Annotated in this window: 24 protein-coding genes; 10 read left to right on the top strand and 14 right to left on the bottom strand. The window is 64.2% G+C overall.

Features of this window, described 5'->3' with window-relative positions; translation table 11 throughout:
- Window positions 1-81 precede the first annotated feature (81 nt).
- The 5 genes from ftsY to OU419_RS02110 all read left to right on the top strand — a co-directional run bounded on the left by ftsY (window position 82) and on the right by OU419_RS02110 (window position 4,764).
- A complete protein-coding gene (gene ftsY, locus OU419_RS02090) occupies window positions 82-1,422 on the top strand; it encodes a signal recognition particle-docking protein FtsY (RefSeq protein WP_254470041.1) in 1,341 nt (446 codons plus the stop codon).
- Window positions 1,419-2,090 carry a cell division ATP-binding protein FtsE gene (ftsE, locus tag OU419_RS02095; protein ID WP_254470042.1) on the top strand — a complete coding sequence of 224 codons (672 nt, stop codon included), beginning with the start codon at window positions 1,419-1,421 and terminating at the stop codon, window positions 2,088-2,090. The genes ftsY and ftsE overlap by 4 nt, the downstream gene beginning before the upstream one ends.
- On the top strand, window positions 2,090-3,100 hold the full coding sequence (gene ftsX, locus OU419_RS02100; RefSeq protein WP_254470043.1) for a permease-like cell division protein FtsX: 1,011 nt from the start codon (window positions 2,090-2,092) through the stop codon (window positions 3,098-3,100). Before ftsE ends, ftsX begins: the two co-directional genes overlap by 1 nt.
- Window positions 3,101-3,209: 109 nt before the next feature.
- Window positions 3,210-4,064: an RNA polymerase sigma factor RpoH gene (gene rpoH, locus OU419_RS02105; protein WP_254470044.1), complete on the top strand. Its 855-nt coding sequence runs from the start codon at window positions 3,210-3,212 to the stop codon at window positions 4,062-4,064.
- A 79-nt stretch (window positions 4,065-4,143) separates the two neighbouring features.
- Complete coding sequence (locus OU419_RS02110) at window positions 4,144-4,764, top strand: hypothetical protein (RefSeq protein WP_254470045.1); 621 nt, start codon at window positions 4,144-4,146, stop codon at window positions 4,762-4,764.
- A 13-nt stretch (window positions 4,765-4,777) separates the two neighbouring features.
- On the opposite strand, the gene mtgA is transcribed toward OU419_RS02110, so the two are convergent.
- On the bottom strand, window positions 4,778-5,467 hold the full coding sequence (gene mtgA / locus OU419_RS02115; protein ID WP_254470046.1) for a monofunctional biosynthetic peptidoglycan transglycosylase: 690 nt from the start codon (window positions 5,465-5,467) through the stop codon (window positions 4,778-4,780).
- Window positions 5,468-5,533: 66 nt separating this feature from the next.
- Between mtgA and OU419_RS02120 the strand changes: the two genes are divergently transcribed.
- From OU419_RS02120 to OU419_RS02140, 5 genes are all read left to right on the top strand, one after another.
- The gene (locus OU419_RS02120; protein WP_254470047.1) at window positions 5,534-5,902 is read left to right on the top strand and encodes a DUF423 domain-containing protein; all 369 of its coding nucleotides are present in this window, start codon (window positions 5,534-5,536) and stop codon (window positions 5,900-5,902) included.
- 100 nt (window positions 5,903-6,002) lie between these two features.
- A complete protein-coding gene (gene thiS / locus OU419_RS02125) occupies window positions 6,003-6,203 on the top strand; it encodes a sulfur carrier protein ThiS (RefSeq protein WP_254470354.1) in 201 nt (66 codons plus the stop codon).
- A 55-nt stretch (window positions 6,204-6,258) separates the two neighbouring features.
- Window positions 6,259-7,065 carry a thiazole synthase gene (locus tag OU419_RS02130; RefSeq protein WP_254470048.1) on the top strand — a complete coding sequence of 269 codons (807 nt, stop codon included), beginning with the start codon at window positions 6,259-6,261 and terminating at the stop codon, window positions 7,063-7,065.
- A gap of 124 nt (window positions 7,066-7,189) precedes the next feature.
- Complete coding sequence (gene trmB, locus OU419_RS02135; RefSeq protein WP_254470356.1) at window positions 7,190-7,861, top strand: tRNA (guanosine(46)-N7)-methyltransferase TrmB; 672 nt, start codon at window positions 7,190-7,192, stop codon at window positions 7,859-7,861.
- Window positions 7,862-8,026: 165 nt separating this feature from the next.
- Window positions 8,027-9,373 carry a DUF1329 domain-containing protein gene (locus OU419_RS02140; RefSeq protein WP_254470049.1) on the top strand — a complete coding sequence of 449 codons (1,347 nt, stop codon included), beginning with the start codon at window positions 8,027-8,029 and terminating at the stop codon, window positions 9,371-9,373.
- A gap of 93 nt (window positions 9,374-9,466) precedes the next feature.
- Here the strand turns inward: OU419_RS02140 and OU419_RS02145 are convergent, their stop codons facing one another.
- The 13 genes from OU419_RS02145 to OU419_RS02205 form a co-directional block, all read right to left on the bottom strand.
- The gene (locus OU419_RS02145; protein WP_254470050.1) at window positions 9,467-9,721 is read right to left on the bottom strand and encodes a hypothetical protein; all 255 of its coding nucleotides are present in this window, start codon (window positions 9,719-9,721) and stop codon (window positions 9,467-9,469) included.
- Window positions 9,722-9,767: 46 nt separating this feature from the next.
- Window positions 9,768-10,091 carry a DUF3392 domain-containing protein gene (locus OU419_RS02150; protein WP_254470051.1) on the bottom strand — a complete coding sequence of 108 codons (324 nt, stop codon included), beginning with the start codon at window positions 10,089-10,091 and terminating at the stop codon, window positions 9,768-9,770.
- Window positions 10,092-10,162: 71 nt separating this feature from the next.
- Entirely contained in the window at window positions 10,163-11,317 is a 1,155-nt protein-coding gene (hemW, locus tag OU419_RS02155; RefSeq protein WP_254470052.1) for a radical SAM family heme chaperone HemW, read from the bottom strand.
- A 27-nt stretch (window positions 11,318-11,344) separates the two neighbouring features.
- Entirely contained in the window at window positions 11,345-11,845 is a 501-nt protein-coding gene (locus OU419_RS02160) for a DUF3916 domain-containing protein (RefSeq protein WP_254470053.1), read from the bottom strand.
- A gap of 42 nt (window positions 11,846-11,887) precedes the next feature.
- On the bottom strand, window positions 11,888-12,481 hold the full coding sequence (gene rdgB / locus OU419_RS02165) for an RdgB/HAM1 family non-canonical purine NTP pyrophosphatase (protein WP_254470054.1): 594 nt from the start codon (window positions 12,479-12,481) through the stop codon (window positions 11,888-11,890).
- Entirely contained in the window at window positions 12,478-12,900 is a 423-nt protein-coding gene (locus OU419_RS02170; RefSeq protein ID WP_254470055.1) for a DUF4426 domain-containing protein, read from the bottom strand. The genes rdgB and OU419_RS02170 overlap by 4 nt, the downstream gene beginning before the upstream one ends.
- Window positions 12,901-12,920: 20 nt before the next feature.
- The gene (gene metW / locus OU419_RS02175) at window positions 12,921-13,541 is read right to left on the bottom strand and encodes a methionine biosynthesis protein MetW (protein WP_254470056.1); all 621 of its coding nucleotides are present in this window, start codon (window positions 13,539-13,541) and stop codon (window positions 12,921-12,923) included.
- 8 nt (window positions 13,542-13,549) lie between these two features.
- Window positions 13,550-14,689 carry a homoserine O-succinyltransferase MetX gene (gene metX / locus OU419_RS02180; RefSeq protein WP_254470057.1) on the bottom strand — a complete coding sequence of 380 codons (1,140 nt, stop codon included), beginning with the start codon at window positions 14,687-14,689 and terminating at the stop codon, window positions 13,550-13,552.
- A gap of 122 nt (window positions 14,690-14,811) precedes the next feature.
- Entirely contained in the window at window positions 14,812-16,779 is a 1,968-nt protein-coding gene (locus OU419_RS02185; RefSeq protein ID WP_254470058.1) for a dynamin-like GTPase family protein, read from the bottom strand.
- Window positions 16,780-16,896: 117 nt separating this feature from the next.
- Window positions 16,897-17,187, bottom strand: coding sequence for a DUF167 domain-containing protein (locus tag OU419_RS02190; protein WP_254470059.1), 291 nt, complete (start codon window positions 17,185-17,187; stop codon window positions 16,897-16,899).
- Window positions 17,188-17,192: 5 nt separating this feature from the next.
- Complete coding sequence (locus tag OU419_RS02195; protein WP_254470060.1) at window positions 17,193-17,786, bottom strand: YggT family protein; 594 nt, start codon at window positions 17,784-17,786, stop codon at window positions 17,193-17,195.
- A 13-nt stretch (window positions 17,787-17,799) separates the two neighbouring features.
- Window positions 17,800-18,633: a pyrroline-5-carboxylate reductase gene (proC, locus tag OU419_RS02200; protein ID WP_254470061.1), complete on the bottom strand. Its 834-nt coding sequence runs from the start codon at window positions 18,631-18,633 to the stop codon at window positions 17,800-17,802.
- A gap of 17 nt (window positions 18,634-18,650) precedes the next feature.
- Window positions 18,651-19,340: a YggS family pyridoxal phosphate-dependent enzyme gene (locus OU419_RS02205; protein WP_254470062.1), complete on the bottom strand. Its 690-nt coding sequence runs from the start codon at window positions 19,338-19,340 to the stop codon at window positions 18,651-18,653.
- Window positions 19,341-19,350 lie beyond the last annotated feature (10 nt).

Genomic DNA, 19,350 nt, shown 5'->3' on the forward strand with positions numbered 1-19,350 from the left:
ACGTTCGGGGCTGGCGAAAGCTGTTGCGAGCCTTTTTTGCTGCCTGATCCTCGTGGCGTCCCCTAGAGATTCGATCCCTACATGTTTGGTTCCAACGACGACAAGAAGGCCCCGCCATCCGGGGAAAAAAAGGGTCTGTTCGGCTGGTTGCGCAAGAAGCCGCAGGCCGTCGAGCAGCCCGTTGCCGAATCCGAGCCGCAGGCCCAGCAGCCTGTCGAGTCCTCGTCCGCCGAACCGTCGGCGCAGCCGGCGGTTGCCCAGGCCAGCCCGGCTCAGCCCGCCGTCGAGCCGGCCACGGAAGCGCGCGTCGACGTGGCTCCTGCCGCATCCGAGCCGCCAGCCCCGGTTGTTGCTGACGCAGCGCCGGCTCCCATCGCACTGCCGGCCGAGCCGCGGCCTGAGCCCGTTCCTGCGGCTGTGGCCGCCGAAGAAGTGCCCGTGGTCGAGCCGCAGCCCGAGCCCACGCCTGCCGCACCGGCGGAACCGGCCAGGGCCGGCTTCTTCGCCCGCCTCAAGCAGGGGCTGTCGAAGACCAGCGCCAGCATCGGCGAAGGCATGGCCAGCCTGTTCCTGGGCAAGAAGGCCATCGATGACGACCTGCTCGACGAGATCGAAACCCGCCTACTGACCGCCGACGTCGGCGTCGAGGCTACCACCGCCATCGTGCAGAACCTGACCAAGCGCGTGGCGCGCAAGGAACTGGCCGACAGCGAGGCGCTCTACAAGGCCCTGCAGGAAGAGCTGGCCACGCTGCTGCGCCCGGTCGAGCAGCCGCTGACCATTGCCGCAGGGAAGCAGCCCTATGTAATCCTGGTCGTCGGCGTGAACGGCGTTGGCAAGACCACCACCATCGGCAAGCTGGCGAAAAAGCTGCAACTGGATGGCAAGAAAGTCATGCTTGCCGCCGGCGATACGTTCCGCGCAGCGGCCGTCGAGCAACTGCAGGTGTGGGGCGAGCGCAACAACATTGCGGTAATCGCCCAGCACACCGGCGCCGACTCGGCCTCGGTGATCTTCGACGCCGTGCAGGCCGCCAAGGCCCGTGGCGTGGACGTGCTGATCGCCGATACCGCCGGTCGCCTGCACACCAAGGACAACCTGATGGAAGAGCTGAAGAAGGTGCGCCGCGTGATCGGCAAGCTGGATGAAACGGCTCCCCACGAGGTCCTGCTGGTGCTGGATGCCGGTACCGGGCAGAACGCCATCAACCAGGCCAAGCAGTTCAACAATGCGGTGGAGCTCACCGGCCTGGCCCTGACCAAACTGGACGGCACCGCCAAGGGCGGGGTGATCTTCGCCCTGGCCAAGCAGTTCGAGCTGCCGATCCGCTACATTGGCGTTGGCGAAGGGATCGACGATCTGCGAACCTTCGAGGCCGATGCCTTCGTCCGCGCACTCTTCGAGACTCGGGAGACCGCATGATCCGTTTCGAGCAGGTAGGCAAACGCTATCCCAACGGCCATGTCGGCCTGCACGAAATCTCGTTTCGCGTTCCTCGCGGCGAGATCATGTTCGTCACCGGTCACTCCGGCGCCGGCAAGAGCACCCTGCTGCGGCTGATCCTGGCGATGGAGCGGCCGACTTCCGGCAAGCTTCTGCTCGGCGGCCAGGATGTATCGCGTATTTCTACCGCGCAGATTCCCTTCCTGCGCCGGCAGATAGGCGTAGTGTTCCAGAACCACCAGTTGCTCGATGACCGCAGCGTGTTCGACAACGTTGCCTTGCCAATGCAGATTCTCGGGCTGCCCAAGCCGGAAATCTCCCGCCGCGTGGAAGAGGCGCTGGACCGCGTGAATCTCAAGGAGAAGGCCCAGGACCGACCGTCCGATCTCTCCACCGGCCAGCAACAGCGCGTGGGCATCGCCCGTGCCGTGGTGCATCGCCCGGCCCTGCTGCTTGCCGACGAACCCACCGGTAACCTCGACCCGCGCCTGGCGTCGGAAATCATGGCCGTGTTCGAGGACATCAACCGTCTGGGCACCACTGTGTTGATCGCCAGCCACGACCTGGCGTTGATCGCGCGGATGCGCCACCGGATGATCACCCTGCAGCGCGGCCGCATCATCGCCGACCGTGAGGAGACCGCCTGATGAGCGCCAACGACCTGCCCCACGGCCCGGAAGAGGGCACCCCCCGGCGCAAGACCCGCGAGCGCCCCGAGGACCATGACAGCCAGGACCAGAGCGCATCGCTGGCCGCGTACGTGGAAAACCACCGTGCGAGCCTGGCCGATAGCCTGCATCGCCTGTTCAGCCACCCGTTCGGCAGCTTCTTCACCTGCCTGGTAATGGGGATCACCCTGAGCCTGCCGATGGGGCTGTCGCTGCTGCTCAACAATGTCGAGCGCCTCGGCGGCTCCTGGCAACGCGCCGCGCAGATATCACTGTTCCTCGATCTGAAGGCCAGCGAAAGCCAGGGGCAGGACCTGCGCGAACAGATCGAGAAGATGCCCGACGTGATCGAGGCGCAACTGATCAGCCGCGACGATGCGCTGAAGGAGCTGCAGCAGCAGTCCGGCCTCGGCGAAGCACTCAAGGAGCTGCCGGAAAATCCGCTGCCGGCGGTAATCTCGGTGACGCCCAGGCAGATCGACAAGAACCAGCTGGATGCCTTGCGTCAAAGGTTGTCCGAACTGCCGGGTGTACAACAGGCGCAGTTGGACCTGGTCTGGGTCGAGCGACTGTCGGCGATCCTCAAGCTTGGCGACCGTTTCGTCTTTGGCCTGACCATCCTGCTGGTCCTGACGCTGCTGCTGGTGATCGGCAATACCATCCGTCTGCACATCGAAAACCGCCGTAACGAAATCGAGGTGATCAAGCTGGTTGGCGGGACGGACGGTTACGTGCGGCGCCCCTTCCTCTATATGGGCGCGCTGTACGGCCTGGGCGCAGGCATCCTGTCCTGGGCGTTGCTGGCCTTTGGCCTGAACTGGCTGAACAGCTCGGTGGTCAATCTGGCTGGCCTCTACGGCAGCGATTTCGGACTGGCGGGTGTACCGGTCGACGATGGCCTGTCCCTCACCGTCGGCGCTGTGCTGCTGGGCTGGATCGGCGCCTGGCTGGCCGTGGCGCGTCATCTGCGGGAACTGGCGCCTCGCTGAGGCCCTTGGTTTCTCTGCGTTTGAACGGGTGTAAAGGAACTTTTACACCCGCTTGCAGTCAGATTCCGCAGTGCTACACTGCGCGAGTTTCGTGAATCGGAGGATTCGCATGACCAATTCCCTGCAACCTGTCTATGCCCTGGTTCCCGGTGCAAACCTGGAATCCTACGTGCACTCGGTGAACAGCATTCCGCTGTTGTCGCCGGAGCAGGAGCGCGAACTGGCCGAACGCCTCTTCTATCAGCAAGATCTGGAAGCGGCACGGCAGATGGTTCTGGCGCACCTGCGCTTCGTCGTGCACATCGCCCGGAGTTATTCCGGGTACGGCCTGTCCCAGGCCGATCTGATCCAGGAAGGCAACGTCGGCCTGATGAAGGCCGTGAAGCGCTTCAACCCGGAAATGGGCGTGCGTCTGGTGTCGTTCGCCGTCCACTGGATCAAGGCGGAGATTCATGAGTTCATCCTGCGCAACTGGCGGATCGTGAAGGTCGCGACCACCAAGGCGCAGCGCAAGCTGTTCTTCAACCTGCGCAGCCAGAAGAAGAAGCTGGCCTGGTTGAGCAATGACGAAGTGCACCGCGTCGCGGAAACCCTCGGTGTCGAGGCTCGCGAGGTCCGCGAGATGGAAAGCCGTCTCACCGGACAGGACATGGCCTTCGACCCGGCAGCCGATGCCGACGACGAAAGTGCCTACCAGTCTCCGGCGCATTATCTGGAAGATCATCGCTACGACCCGGCGCGCCAGTTGGAAGAGGCAGACTGGAGCGATAGCTCCACCGCCAGCCTGCACGAGGCGCTGGAAGGTCTGGACGAGCGCAGCCGCGACATCCTCTATCAGCGCTGGCTGGCCGAGGAGAAAGCGACGCTGCACGACCTGGCGGCCAAGTACAACGTGTCCGCCGAGCGTATTCGCCAGCTGGAAAAGAACGCGATGAACAAACTCAAGGGCCGTATCGAAGCCTGACCGGCTTCGACGCGCCCCGGCTAGTTCGAGAACCGCACCCAGGTGCGGTTTTTTTCTGCCCGCGCCACCGGAGAACTCCATGCCGCGCCTCCGCCCCGTCCACGGGATGTTCTTCCTCGTCATTGCCCTGCTGGCCTTCGGCCTGGGTACATGGGTTGCGCGCACCTCGGCGCCGCCCAAGCCGCCGCAATGGCTTGGCGAATGGATGGAGAAGGTCTTCGATCCGCTCGCCGACAACCGCCTTACCTTGAGCGATCTGCAAGCTGTGCAGGCTGGCGAGCTATGGCTGACCGCGAGCCAGGATGGGCCGCAGCTTCATTACCGTGGCCAGTTGCGCTCGGAAGAGGGGGCCTGGCATGTGGAGGCGGAGCTGGCGCTGAACGATGCCGAGCATGAGAGCCTGGCGCGGGCCACCGGAATGCAGCCGGGCAGCAAGGACCAGCCGCTGAGTGCCGACATGATGCGTCAGTTGGATGGCAAGCTCGTGGCGGAGCTGGCGCTGGCGCCCCAGGAAGATCTGGCCGTCGGCCGTCTGGCTGCCAGCCTGGGCGATCCGCGCCTGCGCCTGCAGACGGATGCCGGCGAAGCCTGGGTCTACCCGGAGCGCGGCCTGACGCTGCTGCACAAGGACGGCCAGTTGCAGTGGTTGCGCGTAGTGCCGCGCTCGACTTTCCAGCGCACCGGGACGCCCTCGCCCTGACCGGAGAGATCGGCTACAGGCGTTCGAGGTACTCGTTACCGCCCAGTTGCCACATCTGCTGGCGAATCCAGGACGCGCGCTGGCGCACGTAAGGGCCGGGCTTGCCGGCGCTCCATTTGCGCGGATTGGGCAGCACGGCGGCCAGCAGGCTGGCCTGCTGTTGCGACAGGCGTTCGGCATCGATACCGAAGTGGTGACGCGCGGCGGCCTGGGCGCCGAACACACCGGCATCCCATTCGACGCTATTGAGGTAGACCTCGAGGATCCGCTGTTTCGACCAGAAGGTCTCGATCAGCAGGGTGAACCACACCTCGAAGCCCTTGCGCACCCAACTGCGGCCAGACCAGAGGAAGACGTTCTTGGCCACCTGCTGGCTGATGGTGCTGGCGCCGCGCACGTTGCCGCCGCGCTCGTTGTGCGCCAGGGCCTTCTGGATTGCCGGCAGGTCGAAGCCGTGATGCTCGGCGAACTTCTGGTCCTCGCTGGCGATCACCGCGAGTTTCAGGCTATCCGGCAGCTCGTCCCACGAACGCCAGCTCCGTTGCAGGTCGATGGGCTCGCCGTCGAACCAGGACTCGATCTTGCGCTCGACCATCAGCATCGTGCCCGGTGGCGGCACCCAGCGCAGGACAATGACCAGCGCCACGCTGACGGCGACGAACCAGAGCGCGATCTTGAACAGGCGGCGGAGCAGGTTGCGCATGCGAGGCTTTGCCCGGGGCGGATGAGCGGGCCATTATAGCGGCACTCATCTGCCTGGAGTTCCCGCATGCTGCGTATCTTCCTCATGCTCGCCGCCTTCTTCGGCTTTACTGGCGTTGCGCTCGGCGCCTTCGCCGCCCACGGCCTGAAGAGCCGTCTCACCGCGGAATACCTGGCGGTGTTCCAGACCGGGGTGCACTACCAGATGCTCCACGCGCTGGCGCTGTTCGGCGTAGCGCTTCTTTCTACTCATGTCAGCGGCACCCTGGTGAGCCTGGCCGGCTGGGCCTTCGCCATCGGCATTCTGCTGTTCTCCGGGAGCCTCTACCTGCTGACACTGGCGGGCCTGGGCGTGGGCATCATCACGCCAATCGGCGGGCTGTTCTTCCTGATCGGCTGGGCATTGCTGCTGGCTGCCGCCCTGCGCCTGGGTTGACCCGAACGTCAGAAAAGCCCGAGTGCGACGCTCCGATACCTTGGTCATCGGGCGCGATCGGGCTAGAATGCCGACCCCTCCAGCAACGACCGTCATGTCCATGCGTATTCAGTTGAATGGCGAACCTTTCGAGCTGCCCGATGGCCAGACCGTCGCCAACCTGCTCGAACGTCTCGACCTCACCGGCAAGCGTGTGGCGGTCGAGCTCAATCTGGACATCGTGCCGCGCAGCCAGCACGCCGCCACCGCACTGAGCGATGGCGACCAGGTGGAAGTGGTGCATGCCATCGGTGGCGGCTAACGCCTGCCGCCACGACTTTCAGGCCCCGCCCCGACTTCCCTTCAGGAGTGATCCGATGAGCCAAGCTTCCTCCAATCTCCCGGTCGACAAGCCCTTTACCCTGGCTGGCCGCACTTACGAATCGCGCCTGCTGGTCGGTACCGGCAAGTACAAGGATCTCGAAGAGACGCGCATCGCCATCGAAGCGTCCGGTGCCGAGATCGTCACCGTCGCGGTGCGCCGTACCAACATCGGCCAGAACCCGGGCGAGCCCAACCTGCTCGAAGTGATTCCGCCGGATCGCTACACCATCCTGCCGAACACAGCGGGCTGCTACGACGCGGTGGAAGCCGTGCGTACCTGCCGCCTGGCCCGGGAGCTGCTGGATGGCCACAATCTGGTCAAGCTGGAAGTCCTTGCTGACCAGAAGACTCTTTTCCCCAATGTCGTGGAAACCCTCAAGGCCGCCGAAGTGCTGGTCAAGGATGGCTTCGACGTCATGGTGTACACCAGCGACGACCCGATCATCGCCCGCCAACTGGCCGAGATCGGCTGCATCGCGGTGATGCCGCTGGCCGGCCTGATCGGCTCGGGTCTGGGCATCTGCAACCCGTACAACCTGCGCATCATCCTGGAAGAAGCCACTGTTCCTGTGCTGGTGGATGCCGGCGTAGGTACCGCCTCTGACGCCACCATTGCGATGGAGCTGGGCTGCGAGGCCGTGCTGATGAACACCGCCATTGCCCACGCGCAGAATCCGGTGATGATGGCCGAAGCGATGAAACATGCCATCGTCGCCGGCCGCCTGGCCTACCTGGCTGGCCGCATGCCGCGCAAGTTGTATGCCAGCGCGTCGTCGCCGATGACAGGTCTTATCAACTAAGCATTTTCCATTCCGACGCGCGGGCCGGTTTGCCAGGGGCAGCCGGCCCGCGCGTGCATTTACCCGCAAGGTCCGAGTCATGAGTGAATCCTTCGAGAACCAGCCCGACGCCGAGAACCGTCCGATGCGCACCATCAAAAGCTTCGTGATGCGTGCCGGCCGCATGACCGAGGGCCAGCAGCGCGGCCTCGACCAGGGCTGGCCGAAGTTCGGCCTGGAACTGGCCGATGGCCTGCAGGACTTCGACCAGGTTTTCGGGCGCAAGGCGCCGCGGACCTTCGAGATCGGTTTCGGTATGGGCCACGCGACCCTGGAAATGGCCGCCGCGGCGCCGGACCAGGACTTCATCGGCGTGGAAGTTCACCGTCCCGGCGTTGGTGCGCTGCTCAACGGCATGCTCACTCAGAACCTGACCAATATCCGCGTCTACAGCTGCGATGCCATCGAGGTGCTGCGCGATTGCGTTGCCGATGCCAGCCTCGACCGCCTACTGCTGTTCTTCCCGGACCCGTGGCACAAGTCGCGCCACCACAAGCGGCGCATCGTGCAGCCGGCCTGGGCTGAGCTGGTGCGGCAGAAGCTGAAGGTCGGCGGTGTGCTGCACATGGCCACTGACTGGGAACAATACGCCGAGCACATGCTGGAAGTGATGAACGCCGCACCCGGCTATCGCAACCAGTCGGCGGATAATACCTACGTACCGCGCCCGGAAGAGCGCCCGGTCACCAAGTTCGAGCGTCGCGGGGAACGACTCGGACACGGTGTCTGGGACCTTAAGTTCGAGCGCGTTGACTGATCCAGTGAAAGGCCTGCGGAGCGGGCCTTTTTCACGGATGAATAGCCAATAGACCGGGATCACCCGGCAGGCCCAGCGGCCACCCTCACCTCCTGAAAAAAAGCGGCACCCGCCGCGGACGAAAATAAGAGTGACGGACAGGAGTTCGTCGCAAAGGAGTCTGCTGTGTTGAAGAATCTTGCTGTACTGCTGATGGCAGGGGCGTGCGCCCTGCCGGCGCAGGCGAAAGTCGAGCCTGCCGAGGCGGCGCGACTGGGCCGCGACCTGACGCCGATGGGGGCGGAGAAGGCCGGCAATGCCAGCGGAAGTATCCCGGCCTGGACCGGGGGCATCACCACTGCACCGGCCGGCTATCAGGTCGGCGCCCATCACATCGATCCGTACGCTGCCGATGCGGTGCAGTACACGATCGACAGCAAGAATCTGGCGCAGTACCAGGCGCTGCTCACTCCGGGCACTCAGGCGCTGCTGCAGGAGAACCCGGATTACTATCTGCGCGTTTTCCCCAGTCGCCGTAGCGCTTCGCTGCCCCAGCGCATCTATGACGCCACTCGCCTCAATGCCGAGAACGCCGAGCTGATCGCAGACGGCAACGGCGTGCAGGGCGCCGCTGCCGGCGTACCGTTCCCGATCCCGAAGAATGGCCTTGAAGCGATCTGGAACCACATCATGCGTTACCGTGGCGAGCAGATTCACATGGTCACCAACCAGGCGGCCGTGCTCTCCAACGGCAGTTACAACCTGCTCAAGCTCGACCGCTATGTGTATTTCAACTACGGCCGCGAGGGCATGACCCCGCAGTACCTGAACAACACCCTGTTCTACTACAAGTACAACGTGGTGGCGCCGGCCAAGCTGGCCGGCTCCGCGCTGGTGGTTCAGGAAACCCTCGACCAGGTGCTGTCGATCCGCAAGGCCTGGCGCTTCAACCGTGGCGAGCGCCGCGTGCGCCGTCTGCCGAGCCTGGCCTACGACACCCTGCAACCGGACACCAATGGCCTGGCCACCGCCGACACCGTGGACGTCTACAACGGCGCCCCGGACCACTACGAGTGGCAACTGCTGGGCAAACGCGAGATGCTGGTTCCATACAACAGCTATGCCGTGCACCAGAAGGGCATCCCGTACGCAGACATCCTGCGCACCAAGACCCTCAACCCTGAGCTGCTACGCTACGAGCCGCACCGTGTGTGGGTGGTCGAGGCGACCCTGCGCAAGGGCATGGGCCATCCGTTCGCCAAGCGCCGCTTCTACCTGGATGAAGACAGCTGGCAGATTCTTGCCTCGGACATCTACAACGCCGACGGCAAGCTGATCCGTGCCCAGGAAGTGCATCCGATCAACTACTACGACGTGCCGATGGTGCTCAGCACCCTGGAGGCGCTGTACGACTTCGAAGGTTCGCGCTACTTCGTCGACGGCCTGGACAACAACGAGCCGATGTACGACTTCCAGATTCCGCTGGGGCCGCGCGACTTCACCCCGCAGGCGTTGCGCCGCGAGGGCAATTGAGTCCAGCAGAGGCCGCCGCGAGGCGGCCTTTGTGTTTCCGGGTGGCGTTGGCCATTGCTGTAGCGAGGGCGTGTGGACTAGACCGGCCGGGCGTCACTCGATCAGTTCTGCTCCCAGCACGGTCGTTTCCGGCATACGCATTGGCGCCGGGCTGATCTGCAGGTACTTGATGCTGGCTCGCGGAATGATCAGCAGATCACCGTCCACCTCGATGCTGATGACTGGTGATTCCATCTGCTTGCGGATGCCGCGAGCGACCTCGGCGGGGTCGTCGCTTTGCTGTGGAAAGCGCAAGGCGAGGCGCTGGCCATCGGCGAAATGCAGATAAAGATGCTTGATCGGCTTCATGTGTCCTCCGGCAGTGGATGGTGGCCGACCGCCGGAGGCACCGCGATCAGCTGCGGTCGGCGATCATGCCAATCACGAAGAACACTAGCAGCAGTACGGGCGCCAGGGTGTAGTTGTTGAAGTAACCCAGCCCCTTGGCCAGCCAGGGCGTGATGAAGACCATCGCCAGGCCGTATCCGACGGCACAGATCAAAACGAACAGCAGCGTGCGGAAGACGAAGTTCAAGCTGCCGATGCGCTGCTGTACCCAGGCATTGATCGCCGGACCGAACAGCACCAGCACGGTCGCCATGATCGCCAGGGCGATATCGGACAGGTGGCCGCGGCACCAGCGGGAAACGGTGGCAATCAGATCGAGCGCGAAGTCCATTGGGGCTCCTAGTGATCAACGGTCGCGGGGAGTGTACACGTCCGCCGCCGGCAGCGTCGCCGGGGCGCTTTTCAGGGCAGAAAACGCTGCAGCAGATCGTTGAGGAACAACTGGCCGCGTTCGGTGGGCGCCAGGCGCAACTGGTCGTCCAGCAGCAGGCCATCCTTGCGCGCCTGTCGGCAGGCGTCGTCGATGCTGGCCAGCGAAAGGCCAGTGCGCTCGGCGAACATAGTGGCGGCGACTCCGTCGGTCAGGCGCAGGGCATTCATCATGAACTCGAACGGCAGGTCGTCCGGCTCCAGCACCCGCTCGCCGGCCTGGAATGGCTTGTCGGGGTTCAGGTAATCCTTCGGCAGCCGGGTCTTCCAGGTGCGCAGGATGCGGCCATCCGGGTTGCTCAGCTTGGCGTGGGCACCGGCGCCGATGCCGAGGAAGTCACCGAACGTCCAGTAATTCAGGTTGTGCCGCGCGCGTTTGCCGCTCTGGGCGTAGGCCGAGGTTTCATACTGGACATAACCCGAGCGGGCGAGAAGCGCCTGGCCGGCTTCCTGGATTTCCCACAGTTGGTCGTCTTCCGGTAGCTCCGGCGGCTGGCTCCAGAACACCGTGTTGGGTTCCATCGTCAGTTGGTACCAGGACAGGTGCGTCGGCGCGAGGGCAGTGGCTTGCTCCAGATCGGCGAGGGCGTCGGCGACGCTCTGCTCCGGCAGGCCGTGCATCAGGTCCAGGTTGAAATTGTCGAAGCCGGCGCGGCGGGCCATGTCGGCGGCGCGGATGGCTTCGTCGCCATCATGGATGCGTCCCAGCGCCTTGAGCTTGGCGGCCTGAAAACTTTGCACGCCGATGGACAGGCGATTGATGCCCAGTGCCCGGTAATCGGCGAACTTGGCCTGCTCGAAGGTGCCGGGGTTGGCTTCCAGGGTGATCTCGATGTCGCCTTCGAAGCCGATCTGGCGCTGCAGTCCGTCGAGGATGCGGCCGAGCGCCTTGGCGGAGAACAGGCTGGGCGTGCCGCCGCCGAAGAAGATCGAGGTCAGCTTGCGGCCATGTATGTATCCGTGGTCGGCTGTCAGGTCTGCCAGCAGCGCCTCGACGTAGGCGTCTTCGGGTAACTCCGGGCCGGCGGCGTGGGAATTGAAGTCGCAATAGGGGCATTTGCGCACACACCAGGGGATGTGTACGTAGGCGGACAATGGGGGAAGCTGGAAAGCTGGGTCGTTGGGCACAGTGACAGGCTTGAATCGTTGGGGTGACTATCGTGGCATGACTTCGCCAAAGTACCAGCGTTGGCAGATGAAGCGCCCATCAGGCTGGTCAGGGTCGGCGCAATCGAGATGGATGCCGAGCTCGGAACTGCCCGGGGCCAACTGAAGCTGCCACTCTTCGGCGAGGCTGGATTTCAGGTGCCGGCTCGTGCCGCCGGGACCTTCCGCTTCTCGCGTGTGACTGGCGAAGTAACCTTCGTCCTTGTAGATACAGATTTCGCTGGTGAAGAAGTCCGGAAGGCAGATAACAGCGGTTATCCGCCAGTCCCTGGCGAACCCGGCCTTGCTCTGCATCAGGTGCTGGCAGGCATTGATCAGCGCTTGCGCGCACTGGGCCTGGATTTCAGGCGTCGTGTGGGGGCCCTGGACAAGGTTGGCCTGGACCGGAATCTTCCAGTTCCAATAGCGCTCGGTCGACGGTACATCGGTTGGGAAATGGCCCTGAAAGCTATCGGCCCACTTCTGAAGCGCGCGCAAGCGGCGCTTCACTCCGCGAAGTTTCTTTCCGCTCTGGAGGAGGCGCCGCCCCAATCAGAGACCCAGCCGCTGTTTCAGCAGGGCCATCGCGCGGGCGCGGTGACTGATCCGGTTCTTGTGCTCGGGCGGCAGTTCGGCGCTGGAGCACCCGGCTTCCGGCACCCAGAACAGTGGGTCGTAGCCGAAGCCGTGTTCGCCGCGTGCGGCACGCAGGATTGTGCCTTCCCAGAGGCCCTCGCAGAGGATCGGCAGCGGGTCTTCTGCGTGGCGAACCAGGGCCAGCACGCTGACGAACTGGGCGCCGCGCTGCCCGTCCGGGACGTCCTTGAGGGCGTCGAGGAGCTTGGCGTTGTTCGCCGCGTCACCTTTGCCGTCGGCGTAGCGCGCGGAGTAGATGCCCGGCGCGCCGCCGAGATAGTCCACCGCCAGGCCCGAGTCATCGGCAAGCGCCGGCAAGCCTGAGATGCGCGCGGCATTGCGGGCCTTGAGGATGGCGTTCTCGACGAACGACAGGCCGGTTTCTTCCGGCTCCACATCGCTGAACTCGCCGATGGAGCGCACCTTCACATGGGCACCGAGCATGGCCTGGAGTTCCTTGAGCTTGCCGGCGTTGTGACTGGCCAGCACCAGTTGTTCGAGCTTGATCATTCGTCGGGGAAGATTTCCTGCATGAAGTCGAAACTCTGCGGAGCTTCGCTTCCGGACTGGACCTGGATGGAGAAGGTCAGGGTTTCGCGGCCTTCGATGGGAAACTGCGCCAGGTTGTAGACGGCGCCTTCCTCGACCACGCGCTTGAAGGTCAGGGGGATGGTCTGTCCCATGAGGTTCTTGGCGCTGCCCGCAACGGTGACATTGGCCGGCTTGCCGGCGGCATCCAGCGGCACGATGTTGACCACGCCTTGGGCCTTGCTGCGCACCACGCCCACGGCCGAGGCGACATTGGGCTGCAGGAAGCTTGAGTTGAACACGCTGTAGTGGACCTGGAGGTCGCCCAGGCGCTTGACCTGTTCGGCAAAGGCGGGTAGGGCGAGGACCAGGCAGGCGATGAAGGTAAGCAGGCGGCGCATGATGTTTCTCCTGGGGTCGATCAGATGGCGATGCGATGGTCTTGCACGCCGGGACCGCTGACCCGGTAGATGCCGATCTCACCCAACAGATTAGGCCAGATTCGCGAGGCCCAGCCATGCTGGTGCTCGTGATCTACCGCCAGCCGGTCCAGTACCTGCGCCTGCTGCTCGTGGCAGAGCGCCTCGAAGTCGCGGAAGGTGCAGAAGTGGATGTTCGGCGTGTTGTACCAAGTGTACGGAAGGAACTCCGACACCGGCATGCGGCCATTGCGCGCGAGGTACCAGCGGCAGCGCCAGTGGCCGAAGTTGGGGAAGGTGATGATGCAGGTCTTGCCAACCCGCAACATCTCCGCCAGGACTTTGTCCGGGTAGCGCAGCGCTTGCAGGGACTGAGTCATCACCACGACATCGAAGCTGTTGCTGGCAAAGTTGCCCAGGCCCTTGTCCAGGTCCTGCTCGATGACGTTGACTCCATGTTCGATGCACTTGGCGATCTTGTCGCTGTCGATTTCCAGGCCGTAGCCACTGACCTGCTTGTGGTCGCGTAGCCAGGCGAGCAGTTCGCCATCGCCGCAGCCCAGGTCGAGCACGCGGCTGCCGGCGGGGATCCAGTCTTGGATGATTTCCAGGTCGGCGCGCATGGTGGTCCTTATACGCTGATGCGGTTCATATAGCCTTTGAAGGCTTGCAGGTAGCGAGGAATCGGCATCAGGAAGGCGTCGTGGCCTTGCGGTGCGTCGATTTCCAGGTAACTGACGTTCTTCTTCGCCGCCAGCAGCGCGTCGACGATCTCCCGCGAACGTGCAGGGGAGAAGCGCCAGTCGGTGGTGAACGACATCAGGCAGAAGTCGGCCTTCACTCCGGCGAGCGTACGCGCCAGGTCGCCGCCGTGGGCCGCGGCGGGGTCGAAGTAGTCCAGCGCCTTGGTCATCAGCAGGTAGGTATTGGCGTCGAAACGGGTAGAGAACTCTTCACCCTGGTAGCGCAGGTAGCTTTCCACCTGGAACTCGACGCTGTGCAGGTCGTAGTTGAGTTTTTCCGACTTCATGTCGCGGCCGAACTTGGCGCCCATCGCGTCATCGGACAGGTACGTTATGTGCCCGACCATCCGAGCCAGGCGCAGGCCGCGCCGAGGAATTACATCGTGTTCCTGGAAGTGGCCGCCGAAGAACTCCGGGTCGGAGAGGATCGCCTGACGCGCGACTTCGTTGAAGGCGATGTTCTGCGCCGACAGCTTGGGCGCGCTGGCAATGCACAGGCAGTGGCGCACGCGCTCGGGGTAGCTGATGGTCCACTGCAGTGCCTGCATGCCGCCCAGGCTGCCGCCGATCACGGCTGCCCACTGCTGTATACCGAGGCGGTCCGCCAGGCGGGCCTGGCTGTGAACCCAGTCTTCTACGGTGACTACCGGGAAGTCCGCGCCATAGGTCTTGCCGGTGGCGGGGTTAGGGCTGGTCGGGCCGGTGGAACCGTTGCAGCCGCCCAGGTTGTTCAGGGCGACGACGAAGAACTTGCGGGTGTCGATGGGCTTGCCCGGACCTATGCAGCTATCCCACCAGCCCGGCTTGCGGTCTTCGGTGCTGTGGTAGCCGGCGGCGTGGTGGTGGCCGGAGAGGGCGTGGCAGATCAGCACGGCATTGCTCGCCGTGGCGTTCAGTTCACCGTAGGTTTCGATCACCAACTGGTATTCGGGCAGCGTCTTGCCACAGGCCAGGGGCAGCGGTTCGCTGAAGTGCAGCGTCTGGGGGGAAACCAGACCTACGGAATCGTCGGGGAAGACTGTAGGCATCGACCCGGCTCAAGAATAAAGGAAGGGCGCCAAGTCTAGGGGTTGATCCGCTTTCGTCGCAAGCCGCGCAGCCTGTCAGGCACGAGAGCGTCGCCACCGGCGGCAAGTGCCGGTGGCGGGACTCAGGCGCGCTGGGAGCCTGGCAGCGTAACGACCTTCGCCTGGCGTTGCAGGGGCGAAGGGCGCCGCAGCAGGCGCAGGATGTCGGACGCTTCGGCCAACTGCTTCTCCAGCTCATCCAGGTAGCGGCCCAGCAGCAGCGTGCGCTGGCGGGCCTGCTGGGTTTCCTGGGCGAGCGCCTTGAGCCGCAGCATATGGGTTTCCAGCAGTTGCTTGTGCTCCAGGCTGTACTGCATCAGCGGCATCAGTGCGTCGGCGGCCCACTGCTCGGCTTCTTCGCGCAGGCGCTGGTGCAGGCCGATCACTTCCTGCGCCACGGTAGCGAAGAAGCGGCGGGTGAGAGTACGTTGCTCGGTGAGCAGGGTCTTCAGGTGCAGGCGGAAGCGGTCGGCCTGCTCCTGCAATTTGGCCAGCTCGCGCAGGTAACGCTCGACGCGGAACTGCGGCGCATCCAGTGCATTGAGCGGGTTTTCCTGGTTATGCCGCTTGTAGATCGCGTCGACCATGCGATTGGCGGTCTGGGCTTCGTGGTGCAGGCTGATCAGGTCGCTCTGCACGGTGCGGAAGAACTGCAGGATGGCCTGGTTGATGCCTACGGTCGTCCAACTGCCGCGCAGCTTGTTGCGCACTCGCGACAGATGCAGTTCGAGACGTTCGGGCAGTACGGCATTGCGCAATTGCTCACCCTGGTGGCGCAGCAGGCGCTGATTGGTCTTCAGGTTGAGCAGACGCTTGTGGTGCTGGCTGTGGTCGTCCTTTGTCCTGGCGGTCAGTTCGAACAGCAGTTGGCCGCTGTCCTGTTGCTGGCTGTTGAGCAGTGCCTGCTGCTCTTTCACTTTCTCCAGGCGAACGCGCAGGGTGTGCTGGCTGTTGTTGACCAACGCCAGCACCTGGCCGAGCACGGCGTCCTCGAGCAGGCGTTCCTTCTGCGCGACTATGCGCTCGCAGAGCAGGTCCTCGAGCGCTTCCATCTGGCTGCGGGCGAGCAATTCGCGGTCGCCGCGAACCTTGGCCAGCAGAGCCTGCTTGGCCGACAGCGGCAGCACGTCGTCGCGGGCGATGCCCAGTTGGCGCGCGGTGGTGTCCTGGATCTGGCGGATGGCGTTCTGCATGAAGCTCTCGCCGGCGAGGTCGTCCCACAGTACGTCGATCTTGTTCAGCACCGCGTACAGCGTTGTGTGGTTGTCTTCGCCAAGCTGGCGGATGTGGTTCTGCCAGATCGCCATGTCGGAGGCGGTGACGCCCGTGTCCGCAGCGAGCAGGAAGAGGATCGACTGTGCCGCAGGGAGCATCGACAGGGTCAGCTCGGGCTCGCTGCCCAGTGCGTTCAGGCCGGGAGTATCGAGAATGCGCAGACCCTGGCGCAGCAGCGGATGGTCGAAGTTGACCAGCGCATGGCGCCAGGCCGGTACCAACACCATGCCGGGCTTGTCGGTGGCTTCCAGCATGTCCGGGTGGAAGCCCAACTGGATCGCCTGTTCCACCGGCAATGGCTTGGTCTTGGCAACCTGAGCGAACGCCTGGGCCATGTTGGCCGGGTCGGAGGTGTCCAGCGGGATGTTCACCCAGTGCCGTGGAATGCGCTTGAACTGCGCGACGCTGGCATCGGCCACGCGGGTTTCTATCGGCAGAAGGCGGATGTAGGGGCGTTCCGAACGGGGATCGAAGAACAGCTCGGTGGGGCACATGGTGGTGCGTCCGGCCTGGGACGGCAGCATGCGCCGGCCATAGCCGGAGAAGAACAGGCTGTTTATCAGCTCGGTCTTGCCGCGCGAGTATTCGCCGACGAAGGCCAGGGTAATGTGATCGACCCGCAGCAGGCGCAGAGTACGTTCGAGGCGGCTCTCGATGTCCGGCGTGTTCAGCCGGCAACGCTCCAGCCAGCTGCGATAGCGGGTGATCTCGCGGACCAGTTCCCGCTTCCAGGTAACGTAGGCGTCGATCTGCTGACTGAGTCGTTCCATGCTCATTCAGGCGTTCCTTTGGCTGGCGCATCCTGCGCGGGGATGGGTGCGGTGAATTATGCGACGAGAAGCAATAGCGTCAATTGGCCCCCATCACATTACCGTGTGTAAGGTCGGCCAAGGCTACCGAGCGGTAATCCCCAACTCTTCCGGCAGCCGGGTCGGACTCGGGATGCGCACGCGCTTCTGGCGATTGAGTTCGCCGCTTTCCAGCTTGACCGTGCTCTTGGGGACGCCGAATGCCTTGCCAAGGAACGCCAGCAGGTGGGCGTTGGCCTTGCCCTCCACGGGCGGCGCGGTGAGGCGGATTTTCAGGCGCTCGCCATGCAGCCCGGCGAACTCGTCGCGGCTCGCCTTGGGCTGCAGGTGGCAGTCGAGGATCAGGTCCTCGCCGTCCCAGTGATAGAACGGCATGCCGATTACATGAAGGGGCTGAGAATCTGCGGCATCCCGGTCATCGCCGCCAGGTTGCCGATGACCAGCATGTCGATCAGCTTCAGTGCGATGAACGCGAAGATCGGCGAAATATCCAGCCCGCCCAGGTTCGGCAGCAGCCTGCGGAACGGCGCCAGGAACGGCTCGCAGATCTGGTTCACCAACTGGGCGCCGGGGTTGTAGCTGCCAGGAGCGACCCAGGAGAGGATCACACTGATGATCAGGGCGAAGAAGAATACCTTGAGGAACAGCGACGTCACCGCGATCACCGACCACACCAGCAGTTGCAGGATGTAGCCGCCGACGCCGTAGCCCATCAGGGTCAGCGTGACGACCATCAGTACCAGTTGGACCAGGATGGCCAGCACCAGCGAGGCGAAGTCGACGCCACCGAAGCCTGGAATGATCCGGCGCAGCGGGTTGAGCAACGGCTTGGTGGCGCGCACGATGAACTGGCTGAGCGGATTGTAGAAGTCCGCGCGGACCAGTTGCAGGATGAAGCGCAGCAGAACGATCAGCAGGTAGAGGCTGCCCAGGGTCTGGATGACATAGATGGCAGCGGTGGAAAGACCGGTCATTGAGGGCTCCTTGTCATTGACCCAGTTGTTCGGCGAGTTCCGCGGAGCGGTGGTCGGCGGCACCTACCGCTTTCTCCACCAGTGCCTCGAAACCGTTGGCCTGGAAAGTCTTGATCGCCGCTTCCGTGGTGCCATTGGGCGAGGTCACGCGGCGGCGCAGTTCGGCCGGATCGACATCGCTGGCGGTCGCCATCCGGGCGGCGCCCAGCGCGGTCTGGCGCGCCAGGCGGCCAGCGACGTCGCGGGACAGGCCGAGCTTCTCACCGGCGGCGGTCATGGCTTCCATCAACAGGAAGAAGTAGGCCGGACCACTGCCGGAAACGGCGGTCACCGCGTCGATCTGTCTTTCCTCGTCGAGCCACAGGGCGATGCCGACGGCGGACAGCAACTGTTCTGCCTGCTCGCGCTGCGCCACGCTGACGCTGGCGTTTGCGTACAGGCCGCTGGCGCCCAGGCCGACCAGCGCCGGCGTGTTGGGCATGCAGCGGACGATGGCGCGAGGCTTGCCTGCCACGGCGCCGAGCCATCGCTCCAGGCTCGCGCAGGGAATACCGGCGGCGATGGAGATGATCAGCGCGTTTTCCGATAGTGCCGGCGCCAGCGCCTGGCAGACGTCCTTCATGACCTGCGGCTTGACCGCCAGGACCACCACGTTGGCGCCGATCACGGCGGCGGCGTTGTCGGCGACGACTTCGATGCCGTGCTCGGCGGTGACTTTCGCGCGCTGCTCGGCGCCGGGATCGCTGGCGCGGATGTCGCTCGCGGCGACACCTTTGCCGCGCAGGCCGCCGATGAGACTGGCGGCCATGTTGCCGGCGCCGATGAAGGCAATGCGGGTGCTGCTCATGGAGTCTCTTCCTTTAATCAGTGCGATACACCGTAGTCGCGGGCGCCAAACAGGGCGGTGCCGATCCGCACCCAGGTCGCGCCTTCGGCCACGGCGGCTTCGAGGTCATGGCTCATGCCGATGGACAGGGCGTCCAGGCCGAGGTTCAGGGCAAGCATCAGCTCGCGCAGGCGGGCAAATGCGGCATGTTGCGCGGCAACGTCTTCGGTCGGCTCGGGAATCGCCATCAGGCCGCGCAGTTTCAAATGGGGCAGTTGCGCCACGGCCTGTGCCAGCGCGGGCAACTCATCGGGGGCGCAGCCAGACTTGCTGTCTTCGCCGCTGACGTTCACCTGCAGCAGGATGTTCAGCGGTGGCAGGCTGGCTGGGCGCTGTTCGGAAAGCCGCTGGGCGATCTTCAGCCTGTCCACCGAGTGAACCCAGTGGAAGTGTTCGGCGATGGGGCGGGTCTTGTTGGACTGGATCGGCCCGATGAAGTGCCAGGTCAGTGCCAGGTCGGCCAGTTCCGCCTGCTTGGCCAGCGCTTCCTGCAGGTAATTCTCGCCGAAATCGGCCAGTCCGCAGGCATGGGCTTCACGGATGTCGGCGGCAGGTTTTGTCTTGCTCACCGCCAGCAATTCGACCGACCCGGGGGCGCGGCCATAAGCTTGCTCCGCCTCACGGATGCGTGCGCGAACCTTTGCAATATTCTCTGCTATCGTGGACATTACCTGCGCT

The organism is Pseudomonas triclosanedens (assembly GCF_026686735.1).
GTDB lineage: Bacteria > Pseudomonadota > Gammaproteobacteria > Pseudomonadales > Pseudomonadaceae > Pseudomonas > Pseudomonas triclosanedens.